At 54.0% G+C, this 13739-nt stretch carries 15 protein-coding genes; 13 read left to right on the top strand and 2 right to left on the bottom strand.

The window, feature by feature from the left end:
• Positions 1-432 precede the first annotated feature (432 nt).
• From J3349_RS01930 to J3349_RS01900, 7 genes are all read left to right on the top strand, one after another.
• Positions 433-1464, top strand: a complete 1032-nt coding sequence (locus J3349_RS01930) for a hypothetical protein (protein ID WP_347564962.1) — start codon at positions 433-435, stop codon at positions 1462-1464.
• Between the two features lie 53 nt (positions 1465-1517).
• Positions 1518-2810, top strand: coding sequence for a virulence-associated E family protein (locus J3349_RS01925; protein WP_207676372.1), 1293 nt, complete (start codon positions 1518-1520; stop codon positions 2808-2810).
• A gap of 212 nt (positions 2811-3022) precedes the next feature.
• The gene (locus J3349_RS01920) at positions 3023-3217 is read left to right on the top strand and encodes an excisionase (protein ID WP_117503796.1); all 195 of its coding nucleotides are present in this window, start codon (positions 3023-3025) and stop codon (positions 3215-3217) included.
• A gap of 84 nt (positions 3218-3301) precedes the next feature.
• The gene (locus J3349_RS01915) at positions 3302-4498 is read left to right on the top strand and encodes a site-specific integrase (protein ID WP_207676269.1); all 1197 of its coding nucleotides are present in this window, start codon (positions 3302-3304) and stop codon (positions 4496-4498) included.
• Between the two features lie 149 nt (positions 4499-4647).
• On the top strand, positions 4648-5097 hold the full coding sequence (locus J3349_RS01910) for a low molecular weight protein-tyrosine-phosphatase (RefSeq protein ID WP_207676268.1): 450 nt from the start codon (positions 4648-4650) through the stop codon (positions 5095-5097).
• A 12-nt stretch (positions 5098-5109) separates the two neighbouring features.
• Positions 5110-5697: a pentapeptide repeat-containing protein gene (locus J3349_RS01905; protein WP_207676267.1), complete on the top strand. Its 588-nt coding sequence runs from the start codon at positions 5110-5112 to the stop codon at positions 5695-5697.
• 12 nt (positions 5698-5709) lie between these two features.
• Positions 5710-6162, top strand: coding sequence for an aminoacyl-tRNA hydrolase (locus J3349_RS01900; RefSeq protein ID WP_207676266.1), 453 nt, complete (start codon positions 5710-5712; stop codon positions 6160-6162).
• A gap of 81 nt (positions 6163-6243) precedes the next feature.
• On the opposite strand, the gene J3349_RS01895 is transcribed toward J3349_RS01900, so the two are convergent.
• Both J3349_RS01895 and J3349_RS01890 read right to left on the bottom strand, forming a co-directional pair.
• Positions 6244-6987, bottom strand: coding sequence for an alpha/beta fold hydrolase (locus J3349_RS01895; protein WP_207676265.1), 744 nt, complete (start codon positions 6985-6987; stop codon positions 6244-6246).
• Between the two features lie 14 nt (positions 6988-7001).
• Positions 7002-7883, bottom strand: coding sequence for a DUF5131 family protein (locus J3349_RS01890; RefSeq protein WP_347564961.1), 882 nt, complete (start codon positions 7881-7883; stop codon positions 7002-7004).
• 114 nt (positions 7884-7997) lie between these two features.
• Here J3349_RS01890 and J3349_RS01885 point away from each other — a divergent pair, with 114 nt between their 5' ends.
• From J3349_RS01885 to J3349_RS01860, 6 genes are all read left to right on the top strand, one after another.
• Positions 7998-9029, top strand: a complete 1032-nt coding sequence (locus J3349_RS01885) for a macro domain-containing protein (RefSeq protein ID WP_207676264.1) — start codon at positions 7998-8000, stop codon at positions 9027-9029.
• Between the two features lie 91 nt (positions 9030-9120).
• Complete coding sequence (locus J3349_RS01880) at positions 9121-9732, top strand: vWA domain-containing protein (RefSeq protein WP_207676263.1); 612 nt, start codon at positions 9121-9123, stop codon at positions 9730-9732.
• Between the two features lie 62 nt (positions 9733-9794).
• A complete protein-coding gene (locus tag J3349_RS01875) occupies positions 9795-10598 on the top strand; it encodes an ADP-ribosylglycohydrolase family protein (protein ID WP_207676262.1) in 804 nt (267 codons plus the stop codon).
• 233 nt (positions 10599-10831) lie between these two features.
• On the top strand, positions 10832-11296 hold the full coding sequence (locus tag J3349_RS01870; protein WP_097782057.1) for an Hsp20/alpha crystallin family protein: 465 nt from the start codon (positions 10832-10834) through the stop codon (positions 11294-11296).
• Between the two features lie 180 nt (positions 11297-11476).
• Complete coding sequence (ade, locus tag J3349_RS01865; RefSeq protein ID WP_207676261.1) at positions 11477-13216, top strand: adenine deaminase; 1740 nt, start codon at positions 11477-11479, stop codon at positions 13214-13216.
• A 157-nt stretch (positions 13217-13373) separates the two neighbouring features.
• The gene (locus tag J3349_RS01860) at positions 13374-13532 is read left to right on the top strand and encodes a binding-protein-dependent transport permease (protein WP_097774963.1); all 159 of its coding nucleotides are present in this window, start codon (positions 13374-13376) and stop codon (positions 13530-13532) included.
• Positions 13533-13739: the final 207 nt, after the last annotated feature.

Raw genomic sequence — 13739 nt, 5'->3', positions numbered from 1 at the left:
CCGGACGAGCTGATGGGCAGAGATTCGCAAATCTTTGCCCGCCAGTTTGCCAAAATCAACGGGCCAAAATGGCCCGTTGAAGGGAGTCAAGGGGGAACGCCTTGTCCAGTGATATGATGCTGTGCGTCATATCCTACTGGGTATTATCTGGCGCAAAACGGCGGCAGATTCAGCAGCTTCGCTGCTGCGTTCTCCCACGCCAATAAGTCGAAACGGAGGGATGTCTATCTGAAATTAACACGGCACAACGGACGAGCCGGGACCCACGGCACCTATAACCCCAAGCACAATGACCGGAGTTTTAACCTTGCCAACAGTGAGCATATCGACCCGGAACGAGCCAAGGGCAACATCTACTGGGACTGCTTCCACGGTTTCCGTTCGGCCCTTGACCCACAAGACCCGGATGATCTGGCGGCGACCTTCTCGGAGGTGGAACGTCAATTCTACGAGACCTACTACACGGCTTTTGTGGAAAGCCAGAACGAGCGTAACGCAAAAATCCGGCACACGGAGCGCAACCGCTCCATTACCGACCTGCTGTCCAGCCGTAAGACCTGCCCGGAAGAGACCATCTATCAGCTGGGAACGCTGGATGCCCACGCTTCCGCAGAGGACTTGCTGAACATCGTCACCGAGTTCATTGACGAGTTCAAGGCCAAGTTTGGCGAACACGTTCACGTTTTGGACTGGGCATTGCATCTGGATGAAAGCACCCCCCACATCCACGAGCGTCATGTGTTCGACTGCGAGAACAAGTATGGCGAGGTGGCACCCCAGCAGGAAAAGGCGCTGGAGGCACTGGGTTTTGATCTGCCCGACCCGGACAAGCCCCTCAGCCGCAGGAATAACCGCAAGATCACCTTCGATGCCGCCTGCCGGAAGATGCTGTTCGAGATCGCAAAACGGCATGGGCTGGAATTGGAGGAAGAAGCGGAGTACGGAAACCGCAAATATCTGGAAAAGCAGGACTTCATCCTTGCCAAGCAGAAGGAGCAGCTTGCCGTCCAGCAGAGCAAGCTGGATGAACTGACCCTGAAAGTAGCGGATATGGAGACCCTGCTGGAAAATGTTTCGGCTGCAGCTTACGACAAGGCGGTGGAGGTCGTGACGGATGTAGTGCGCACCGAGACCCGCAAAGAAGATATGCGGGTGATCGAGGACACGAAGAAGTGGGTGCTATCCCCGGAGCGCAAGGCTCCCAAAGCCACACGAGAGTACACCGCCAAGCATCTGGACACCGTGCTGGAGAAGTTCCTCAAGACCATGCAAACCACCGCCGCCCGTTTGCAGAACAAGCTGCTGAAGCCGGAAGTCCGGCAGAAAGGCAAAGAACAGGTCAAGGAGAAAGCGCGGGATTCCGTTCTGCAACTGCTGAACCGCTTGCAGGCAGAACAGGCACAGCGGAAGTCATCTGCGCCGCCCACTGCTGAAAAAACAGAAACACGAGGTGATGTTTATTGAGCAAAGAAGCCAACGAAGAACGCGCTCCACGAACCGTTGCCGAAGTAAAGGAGATGCTGACCAAGCACTCCAACGGCGAGATCCAGCGGACGATCCAGAACTGCATCACGATTTTGCAGAATGACCATGTGCTTGCCGATGCCATCCGACTGAACCTGTTGAGTGAGCGCATCGACATTGTAAAGCCCGTGGGCTGGCCCCGCTCCGGCAAAACGTTGAACGACACCGACATGAAGTATATCCTGCGGGGGATGGAGAAATACGGCATTTCCAGCGAAAAGAAAATTGAATCCGCCATCCGAATCGTTGCCAATGAGAACCGCTATCATCCCATCCGGGACTATCTGAACGGTTTGAAATGGGATGGAACAGAGCGAATTGCCCACGTCTTGCACCATTTCCTCGGTGCTGCGGAGGACGAGTACACTTGCGAAGCCATGAAGATCTTCTTGCTGGGAGCCATCAAGCGGGTGTTCCAGCCGGGATGCAAATTTGAGACCATGCTCTGTCTGGTGGGCGGGCAAGGTGCAGGAAAGTCCAGCTTTTTCCGACTGCTGGCAGTCAAGGACGAGTGGTTCTCGGACGACCTGCGGCGGCTGGACGATGACAACGTGTACCGCAAGCTGCAAGGGCACTGGATCATCGAAATGTCGGAGATGATCGCCACTGCCAATGCCAAGAGCATCGAGGAAATCAAGAGCTTTCTCAGCAAGCAGAAGGAAACCTATAAAGTCCCCTACGAGACCCATCCTGCCGACCGTCTGCGCCAGTGCGTCTTTGCTGGCACGACCAACCGGCAGGATTTTTTGCCCCGTGACCGCACGGGCAACCGCCGTTTTATCCCCATCCCGGTGGATGCTGAACTGGCCGAAGTCCACATTCTGGACAATGAGGAAGATTCTCGTGCCTATATCGACCAGCTTTGGGCAGAAGCCATGATCCTCTACAACAGCGGAAACTACAAGCTGGCGTTCAGCCCCGCCATGCAGGAAACGCTGCAAGCCCATCAGCAGGATTTCATGCAGGAGGATGCACAGGCGGGCATGATCTACGCCTTTCTGGAGGACTACACGGGTGACCGGGTGTGTTCCAAGCAGCTCTATGTGGAGGCTCTGGGCAACACGAACATCCCGGCAGAGTGGGAGACCCGTGCTATCTGCGAGATCATGAACACGGGTATTTCGCGCGGCGATATCCAAGGCTGGCAGGCTCATAAAACCGCCAAGCGTTACCCGAAGTACGGCGTTCAGAAAGGCTGGGAGCGCGTAACCAGCCCCGAAACCGGGGCTGAAAATTTCTCCGAAATAACGGATGCGGAAGCCAAGCAACTGGGCTTTCCCTTCTGATGAACAGTGGTTACACGTCTGGTTACAGGTTCGGTTACGCTGCAGTTACAGCGCAAAAACCGCATGGCTACTGTGTTTTCCTCTCTCTGTAACCATGTAACCTTAAAAGAATAAGAAAAAGTATAAAGCCCACCGGATGCCCTGTGTGCAGAAAAAGAGAGTTTTCCTGCCCGGTTACAGGCGTTCGGTTACAAGGAATTGGAGGTCTGCCTATGAAGGATGTCCCGATTTGGGAAAAGAGCAATTTAACGCTGGAGGAAGCTGCGGCTTATTCCGGCATTGGCATCAACAAACTTCGCACGCTGTCGGACGGCGAGCACTGTCAGTTCGTTTTATGGATCGGTTCAAAACGGCTCATCAAACGCCGTAGGTTGGACGAATATCTCGATAAAGCCTACTCCATCTAAAATCAGACGTGCCAAGTGAGCCTTGATGTGGTATACTGAGGGTGTCATATCAAGGCTCTTTCCATTCAGGAAAGGAGTTTGACGATGTCAAGAAGAAAAGACAATAAAGGGCGTGTTCTTCGGACAGGAGAGAGCCAGCGAAAAGACCTGATCTATCAATATCGCTACACGGATGCTTTGGGAAACCGAAAGTGCATCTATGCGTCGGATCTTAAAACCTTGCGTGAAAAAGAGGATGAACTGCAGAAAAGCCTTGAAGACGGCCTTGACTATGCAGGCGGCGAAATTACGGTATACGAACTGCTGCAACGCTATCTTTCGCTGAAGTGCGGTGTCCGCTATAACACGAAGGTCGGGTACGGCTTTGTGATGAACATCGTACAAAAAGAACCATTCGGGGCAAGAAAGATCCGGGATATCAAGGTGTCGGATGCTCAGCGGTGGATGATCAAGCTGCAAAAGGAAGGAAAGGGCTACAGCACCCTAACCAGTATCCGGGGCGTTGTAAAACCGGCTTTCCAGATGGCCTATAACGAAGAAGTTGTGCGGCGCAATCCGTTTGACTTCAAGCTGACGGATGTGGTGGTCAACGATTCGCAGAAGCGTATCTCCCTGACCGAGAAACAGCAGAAGGTGTGGATGAACTTCATCCGAGAGGATAAGAGCTACGCCAAGTACTACGATGAATTTGTGGTGCTGCTGGGAACAGGAATGCGTGTCAGCGAGTTCTGTGGTCTGACCCTGCAGGATCTGGATTTTCAAAATCGAAAGATCCGTGTGGACCATCAATTGATCCGGGAGAGCGGCGGCAAATACTACGTTGAGAAAACCAAGACAGAGTGTGGCCGCCGGTTTATCCCGATGACGGAGGAGGTGTTCCAGAGCCTGCAGAACCTGCTTGCAAACCGCAAACGGCTGAAAAATGAGGTTATCATTGATGGCTACAGTGGGTTTCTGCTGCTGGATAAAAACGATCATCCGAAGGTGGCATTGCACATCGAGAACGAGATGCGTTGGGCGATGAAAAAGTATCGCAAGCTGTACCCGGATGCACCGCTGCCGCACATCACGCCTCATGTATTCCGGCATACCTTCTGCACCAACATGGCAAATGCGGGGATGGATATCAAGGCGTTGCAGTATGTGATGGGACACTCCGATGCAAGCATCACGCTGAATGTCTACACCCATGCAAGCTATGACCACGCTGCGGAACAGATGGCGAAACTGGTCGATTTTCCGGGGTCGTCTGACCGGCAGGAGCGAAAGATGTCAGGTTGATATAGCACGGTTTGGTACACCATTACTACACCATTTTGCTGAAAAGTTATGGAGAGCAGCGTAGAGATGCGTGAAAAGCGCACAGAATCAACGCCTAAAAATAATGCGATGTGTCGTGTTATAAAGACTTGTGGAGGGATGTGTAAGGAATGACAAAGATGATTTTTTTGTGCCACGGCAATATTTGCCGCAGCCCAATGGCCGAATTTGTAATGAAAGACTTGGTGGACAAAGCCGGACTTTCCGACCAGTTTGAAATCGCATCCGCCGCCACCAGCACCGAGGAGATCGGCAACCCGGTCTATCCGCCCGCCCGGCGGAAGCTGGCCGAGCACGGCATCTCCTGCGAGGGTAAAACCGCCCGGCAGATGACCCGGAGGGATTACGAAACCTACGATTACCTGATCGCCATGGATCACAACAACCTGCGCAATATGGCGCGCTTTGTGGGCGGCGACCCGGAGCATAAAGTGTCTCTGCTGATGGATCATACCCGCCGCCCCGGCGATGTGGCCGACCCGTGGTATACCGGGGACTTTGAGGCCACTTGGCAGGACGTGCTGGAGGGCTGCACAGCTTTGCTGGAAGAACTGCGCTGACAGGAGAATTTTATGACAGAGCGTTATTGTGAAGGTGAACGGTTTGCTGACATGTCGTTCACCGAGGAGGCTTTTGAGGATTGCAACTTTATCGACTGCGTGTTTGTGGATTGCTCCTTTACCAAATGCGAACTGGATCATACCACGCTGAACGAGTGCAAATTCGTGCGGTGTGAGATCACAGGTCTGCGCAGTACCCATTCCTCGGTGCAGTCGCTGGATTTTGAGGACTGCCGCCTGAATGAAATTGAGTGGGCACCGCTGATGTCCAACGGTGCCTTCCCGGACCCTATCCACACGCTGAAAGAGTGCAGTCTGAAATATAACACCTTCACCGAAATGAACTTTAACCGCTTCGACTTTTCGGATGGCAACGAAATTGTCGGCTCCATGTTTGCCAAATGCGAGATGCAGCTGGCGAATTTCAAGGGTGTAGAACTTCACGAAACGGAGTTCTACCAGTGTGATCTGCGCAAGGCGGATTTCCGGGATGCTACAGGCTATAAGGTGGACATTCTGGGCAGCCGCCTGAAGAATGCGAAATTTTCGCTGCCGGAAGCGGTGAATCTGTTGGCAGATTTGAAGATCAAGCTGTCGTAAGAAGGAGAGAAAATGCGTCAACTCATCATTGCCCGAAAAGACCTGCAGATGTCTCCCGGTAAGCTGGCGGCGCAGTGCTGCCATGCTTCGCTGGCATTCCTCACCGACCCCATCGGCATGGGACAGGGCGTGGAACCCATCGAGAAAGACGGAGAAATTACCGGCTATCGGGCAGAAATCATGTTGGAGAAAGCAACCTATGAAGAATGGTTCGATGGCTCTTTTACCAAAACTATCTGCGGGGCAAAGAACCGCAATCAGCTGTTGAAAGCAAAGACCATTGCCGAAGAACTGGGGCTTGTGGAAAACAAAGACTTCTTCCTTATCCGGGATGCCTGCCACACCGAGCTGGAGCCGGAAGAATTTGATGAAAACGGCGAGGGCATGACCCTGACCTGCATCGGTTTCCGCCCGCTGCCGGATGAAATTGCACACCGGATCAGCCATAAGTTCCATTTGTATTGAGTGCTGGTTCGCGGAATAATAAAAATAGTCCCGGCCATTCTCCTGTGACATACAGGAAAATGGTCGGGATATTTTTGCTTTTTATTGAAGATTCATCCATGCCGCCAGCGCGTCCGCCGTCTGCCGCTGTTGTTCCTCGGCAGAGATGGTGGGTGTGCCATCGCCCTTCTGCGCACCGTAACTGCCGAACCCGGCATGACAGCCGCCGTCAATGACCGTTTCGGTGGTGTCCTGTGGGAGGTTCGTGCGGTCGGCTTCATATTTTTCGCGGTTCAGCACACCATCCTCGCTGCCGTAGGCGGCATAGACCCGCAGGCCGCTGTCGGTCAGGTCGGCGGTGGAGTAGGCCGCCAGCAGCACCAGACCGTCCAGTTCATCGGTGTGCTTGGCCGCATAGCTTGCCGCCATGGCCCCGCCCAGCGAGTGCCCACCGATGTACCAGTCTGTGACTTCGGAAAAGCGTTCCGGGATACCGTCCGCCGCGTTCATGTCCAGTACGGCCAGATTGCAGGGCATCTTTACCAGCACGCACAGAATGCCGTCCTCGGCAAGGTCGTGCAGGAGGGGAGCATAGGCGGTGTTTTCCACCTTGCCGCCCGGATAGAAGATCAGCCCGGCGGTGGGAGATTCCGGCGCAAAGACCCAGTTGCCGTTCTGCTTGGTGACGCTCACAAAGCGGTCCGACACCATTGCATCCTCGGCGGCGGGGTCTGTGTGGTAGTAGTCGCTGACGTAAATGCCGAATGCGATGCAGACGGCCAGCAAAACAGCCAGCAGGCAGAGGAACACTCTGCGGGGAAACGATTTTTTCTTCTGGTTCTTCATAGAACTCCTTTATTTTATAAGCATTTTCCACAGTCACTGCAGCCGTTGCAGATCAACTTGCTGCCGCAGGTCTCGCAGTTTGCGCGGAAATGGGGCGTATATAAATCTTCCTGCGGGATGGGGTAGCCCCAGTCGTCCACGAGGTCAAAACGGATGGGCCTTCCCTGAAAGTTCATACCGGATTTATAAGCCATCCGGCTTTGCAGCTGCTTGTTTGGCAGGTGGTAGCGCCTGCCGTCCTTGATAAACACGGTGCCGGTCTCGATAAAGCAGAAGGTCACGTTGGCATCCACACATTCCTGCCGGAGCGATTTGACCCAATCAAAATTGCAGGGGCGGGCACCATCGTAGTTTTCGCCGCCGCAGATGACCTGCTCAATCTGCCCGGCGGAAAGGTACTGCCGGATGCTTACTGGCCCGATGAAGGGCGCGCACATGATGCCCTTGTGCTTGAAGGGCAGGTCAAACAGAATGGGAATGCGCTCATCGGCGCGGCGCTGATTTTCACAGGTGACGTTGAAAAAGATGTTGTCCCAACCGCTGCCCCAGTCCGGCGGCAGGCACTTCCGTACCCGCTGCGGCCGTTTGGTGAGCAGAAAAAACACCACATCGCTGCGCTGGCGCATGATGTCCCACGCCTCAGCCCGCCACGGGTCGGCTTCTTCCAAGAAGAAATCCGAGGTCATGCAGACCCGGATCTGCTCACCACTCTGGATTTTGTAGTGTCCGGTGCGGTCTTTCTGGAGTGGGTAGGAAAAGCCGCTTTTCGTTTTGTAGATCTCGGCCCCGTTCTGGTCCCGCATCCGGTCGAGAAAATACATGTAGCAGTTCTGGCAGCCCTCGCTGCACTTGACGCAGCCGTGCCATGGATTCCAGATGTCGTGCAGGAAGCTCACCCTCTTTCTGTACCTATTATTATAATAGCTGCGCGGACAGGAAACAAGAGCACCCCTTGCACCGCCCCATCGGATGTGATAGGATGAAGAAAACCATGTGAGGGAGGAACCACCATGCCGTTTCAGATGATCCGCAACGACATCACCAAAGTGGCGGCGGATGCCATTGTCAACCCGGCCAACCGGAACCTTTTGCAGGGCAGCGGCACCAGCCGTGCCATCTATCAGGCGGCAGGGGAGCAGGAGCTGACCGCCGCCTGCGAAGCCATCGGCCGCTGCGATTTGGGCAGAGCCGTGTGTACTCCGGCGTTCGGGCTGCCTGCAACGTATATTTTCCATGCAGTCTGCCCTGCGTGGCACGGCGGCGGGTTCGGCGAAGCTGAACAATTAGCCGGTGTATACCACTCCGCATTGGAATTAGCCGCAGAGTACCACTGCGAGAGCGTGGCCTTTCCGCTGCTGTCCAGCGGAAACTATGGCTACCCCAAAGAACAGGCCTTCCGCATTGCGGTGGACACCATCACACAGTACGTCATGGAGCACGACCTTACCGTGTATCTGGTGCTTTACGACCGGGGCTCGCTGGCCGTGAGCCGGAAGCTGTTCGCCTCGGTGGAGGAGTACATTGACGACCACTATGTAGCACAGAACGATGAAAGCTACGGATTTGGCCGTCGGCGCAGGGAATTGTCAGAGCGGCGGAGGCTTCTGGAAGAAGATGCCGCCCTGCCGATGCTAGGTGCAGTTCCGGCACCCGCCGCGGCACCCAGGACAGCCCGCAGTCTGGAAAGCCTGATGGACAACCTTGGCGAGAGCTTCACCACTCGTCTGCTGCGGCTCATTGACGAGCGGGGGCTGAAAGACTCCACCGTGTACAAGCAGTCCAACATCTCTCGGCAGCATTTCTCCAAAATTCAGTGCAATCGCGACTACAACCCCAAAAAGAAAACGGTGCTGGCCTTTGCGGTTGGGCTGCACCTGTCCGAAGATGAAACCATCGACCTGCTCAAGAGCGCGGGCTATGCCTTTTCGGATGGCTCCAAGCGGGACTGGATCGTGCGGTACTGTCTGGAACACAAAATCTATAACATCAATCAGGTCAATACGCTATTGTTTGAATACGATCAGGAACAGCTGGGTGCGTGATTTGTCGCCTGCCCGTTGACCTTTTGCCCTCCGGTTTGTGGTATCCTTTTGCCAACGAAAGCGATACACCACAAAACGGAGGGCATTTATTATGAAGAAAAATCTTACCGAGCTTGTTTTCATTCTGGACCGCAGCGGTTCCATGGGCGGGCTGGAGCAGGATACCATCGGCGGGTTCAATGCTATGCTGACCCGGCAGAAGGAGCAGGAGGGCGAGGCCAATGTGACCACGATCCTGTTCGACCATGAGGTGCAGCTACTGCACGACCGCTTTCCGCTGCACGCCGTTGCGCCGTTGACCGAAAAGGACTACTACGTCCGGGGCTGCACGGCGCTGCTGGATGCCATTGGTTATGGCATGGAAAAGATGGTGAATATCCAGCGCCATCTGCCGGAGGACGAGCGTGCCGAAAAGGTCATCTTTGTCATCACCACCGACGGACTGGAAAACGCCAGCAAACGGTTTAGCTATGAGAAGATCCGCCGGATGATCGAGCGGGAAAAAGAGCAGTACGGCTGGGAGTTCCTGTTCCTCGGTGCCAACATGGACGCCGTGAAGGAAGCTGCCCGCTTCGGCATCTCGTCTGACCGGGCTGTGCGGTTTGAGAATGACGCACAGGGCGTGGCGGTCAACTACCACGTTGTCAGCGAGACAGTCTCCCGGATGCGGGAGGCACCCTGCTGCGCGTCCATCGGCGCATAGTGGAAAGAACAAATCGAAGCTGATTTCCAGAAGCGGTATCATAGGTAAGGGAGGAAACAGCCATGTTAGGAGCAATCTTGGGTGACATCGTGGGCAGTCCCTATGAATTTGACCACAACAATTACAAGCACAAGGATTTTCCGCTGCTGAGCGAGAAATCGCACTTCACCGATGATACCGTCATGACCGCTGCGGTGGCAGTTGGTCTGATTGATGGAAAGGGTCTGCCGGAGAGAACATTTTGTGCAGTGCAGCATGAAATGCGGTTCTGGGGCCGTGAATATCCCCATGCCGGTTACGGCGGGATGTTCCGCCGGTGGCTGCACGCAGAAAATCCGAATCCCTATGGCAGTTTCGGTAACGGCTCGGCTATGCGGGTGTCGGCAGCGGGCTGGCTGTTCGATACGCTGGACAAAACGCTGGAAATGGCAAAAGTGACCGCTGAAGTTACCCACAACCACCCGGAGGGCATCAAAGGCGCGCAGGCCACGGCGGCAGTGATTTTTCTGGCCCGTACCGGCCACAGCAAGCCGGAAATCAAACAATATGTGGAGCAGACCTTCGGTTATGACCTGAACCGTACCTGCGATGAAATTCGGCCGACCTATCATCATGTGGAGACCTGTCAGGAAACTGTGCCGGAAGCAATCATTGCTTTTCTGGAAAGCGTCAGTTTTGAGGATGCACTTCGCAATGCGGCCTCTCTGGGCGGCGACAGCGACACCCTTGCCTGCATCACCGGCGGCATTGCCGAAGCTTTTTACGGGATGCCGCAGGAACTGCGGGACGAGACTTTGAAACGTCTGCCGGAGGACATCCGGGAAGCATATGAACTGTTGTGCTTCATGATTGCCAAGATGATATAAAATGCGATGATACGACTGAATTTTGAAAAGATTGCATAGGATTTTATAAAAGTATTATTCTTTCGTGAATTTTAGCACTCTTCTATTGACATTGCTAATTAACGGTGCTATAACAGTGGCGTGCTCAGGAGGAAGGGCAAAAGGAGAGCTGCAAGGCTCTCCGGAAAGCCTTTCCGAGTGGACGCTTCAGATTTTTTGCCCCGACCCGAACGCCGGGATTGGAGGAATGATTTATGCTTATGCCGACTGTTTTCCATGAAAACCTGTTCGATGATTTCTTCGATCCGTTCTGGAATGACGCTGCACTGGAACGTGCTATGAACCGTGAGGCTCGTGGTGCCTTTGGTAAGCGTGGTGCAAACATGATGAAGACCGATGTCAAACAGACGGACAATGGCTACGAAGTAGCTGTTGACCTGCCGGGCTGCAAGAAGGAAGACGTTCAGATGGATCTGAACGACGGCTACCTGACCATTCAGGCAGTGCGCAGCCACAGCAACGATGAAAAGGATAAGAAGGGCCGCTATCTGCGGCGCGAATCCTTCTCCGGCACCTGCGCGCGCAGTTTCTACGTGGGCGATGTGAAGAAGGAAGACATCCACGCAAAGTTCGAGGATGGTGTCCTGCACATCGAGCTGCCTGCTCCTCAGCAGACGAAGGCTTTGCCTGAGAACCCGAATCTGATTGCAATCGAGTAAAACGCCGGTCGTGTGCGCCAAGGCACAACGCACATAAGGTGGCCCCGGAGAGCTGTAACAAGCCCTCCGGGGCCATTTTTGTTTCCCGACATCTTTTCCGCAGCGGCAAGGCGTGGTAGAATAATGGCAGAACCAATCCACAGGTGAGAAAATCGAACTTCAGAGAGAGGAGATGTTTCTATGCAGTCTGATGAGCTGAAACGCCGGATCTCGGCAGGCAGAGGAGATGCTTTGGCTGATCTGGTTTTGAAAAATGCCAGAATTGTCAATGTGTTTACCGATGAGATCGACACCGCTGACATTGCCATCAGCGGAAATTCGATCGTGGGCGTGGGCACGTATCATGGCCGGAAAGAAGTTGATCTGCACGGCAAATATGTCTGCCCGGGCCTGATCGATGGGCATATCCACATCGAAAGCTCCATGCTCTGTGGTCCGGCTTTCGAGCAGGCAGTGCTGCCCCACGGTACCACTGCGGTGGTCACAGACCCACACGAGATCTCGAACGTTGCGGGGCTGGAAGGCTTGGATTTTATGCTGGAAACGACAAAAAATCTGACCCTTTCGGTTTATTTCATGCTGCCCTCCTGTGTTCCGGCCACGGATCTGGATGAATCCGGTGCGGTGCTGAACGCAGAACAGCTCCGGCCTTACTACGGCGATCCCCGCGTGCTGGGGCTTGCGGAGCTGATGAATGCCTATGGGACGGTGCGCTGTGACCCGAAGATCCTGCAGAAGATCCGCGACTGCACCGAAGCGGGAAAGATCGTGGATGGCCATGCGCCGCTCTTGAGCGATAAGGACCTGAATGCTTATATTGCGGCAGGTGTTCAGTCCGATCACGAGTGCTCCAACATCGAGGAAGCCATGGAAAAATTCCGGCGTGGACAATACATCATGATCCGGGAAGGAACGGCTGCCAAAAATATGGAGGCCCTGATGCCGCTGTTCCGGGAGCCCTATTGCAGCCGCTGTATGCTGGTGACGGATGATAAGCACCCCGGTGACCTGCTGGACAGCGGACACATCGATTCCAACATCCGTAAAGCGATCCGGCTGGGCGCAGACCCAGCAGTGGCCGTCAAAATGGCGACGCTGGTTCCGGCACAGTATTTTGGATTAAAGCAGCACGGTGCCGTGGCACCGGGGTATGCTGCCGACCTCATTGTAGTATCGGATTTTGAATCCTTTACGGTCGAACGGGTTTACAAGAATGGCACGCTGGTGGCCGAGCACGGAAAAACGCTGAAACCCGCATCGCTTGAAATCGACCATGCGCGCTTTGCACGCGTCATGAACTCGTTCGATTTGGATGAAATCACACTGGAGGATTTGGAACTTCGGGGGAGCGGGGAGCAGGAGCGTGTCATCTGCCTGAACCGGGGCGAGCTGCTTACGGAGGAAAAAATCATCCCGTTCCAACGGCATCCGGGCAAAGCTCCCGGTGTGGACCCGGAACACAACATCGTAAAACTGGCCGTTTTTGAGCGGCATCATCACTCCGGCCATGTGGGCATTGGCTTTTTAGGAAACTTCAGCCTGAAATGCGGAGCCGTTGCATCGAGCATCGCACATGATTCCCATAACCTGATCGTGGCAGGGGACAACGATACCGATATGATGCTGGCCGGCAACACTGTGCGGAAAAACAAAGGCGGACTTGCGTTTGTGGCAGATGGACAGGTCGTGGCAGAACTTGCGCTTCCGGTGGCCGGATTGATGAGCACCGAAAGCGCAGAGAGCGTTGCGGCGAAAATGCAGGCGCTGAACGATGCCCTCAAGGCACATGGCGTGGCGGAAGACATCGGCATTTTTATGACCCTCGCCTTCGTCAGCCTTCCGGTCATTCCCAAACTCAGACTGAATACATACGGCATCATCGATGTAGCGCAGCAGAAAGTCGTTCCGGCTGTTTTTTAATACGCGATAACAAAAATACTGCCGGAGACCGACCCGAATGGTCGGTCTCCGGCAACAGAACAGTTCGTTCCTACTCTTAGAAGCGAGCCGCATCAAGAGAAAAATTGACGGAAATTCTTATTTGATAAATCGGAATTTGACAAAGGAGTGTGATTATATGGGTAAAGCGATTTTGGCAGCAATCGTTACATTGATTGTTGGTTATTTAGGTACGGTCGTAGGACTTGAACTTTTAGGTAATTGGGTTGAGTTTGGATTGCTCATTGCTATTGCAGTAATGGGTGCTTTTATCATCTACTTCAATGACAAGAAGTAAGACAACTTCGCATTTGTGGAAGTTATAAAGGGGTGCATCATGGAAATCGAGTATAAACAAACAAAAGATTTCACGGCCGATGAATTGCAGAAACTGTTTTTATCCGTATGATAATTACTCTGCAATGGTGCGGAAGCACTTTTTGTGAGTTGGTATGATGGATCGATTTGCAGCTAGCAAGGAAACCGTAAGGAGTACAGAGCATGG

This window comes from Faecalibacterium sp. Marseille-P9590 (assembly GCF_017377665.1).
In the GTDB taxonomy this organism is placed as follows: domain Bacteria; phylum Bacillota; class Clostridia; order Oscillospirales; family Ruminococcaceae; genus Faecalibacterium.
This window is presented reverse-complemented; position numbering and strand designations above follow the sequence as displayed.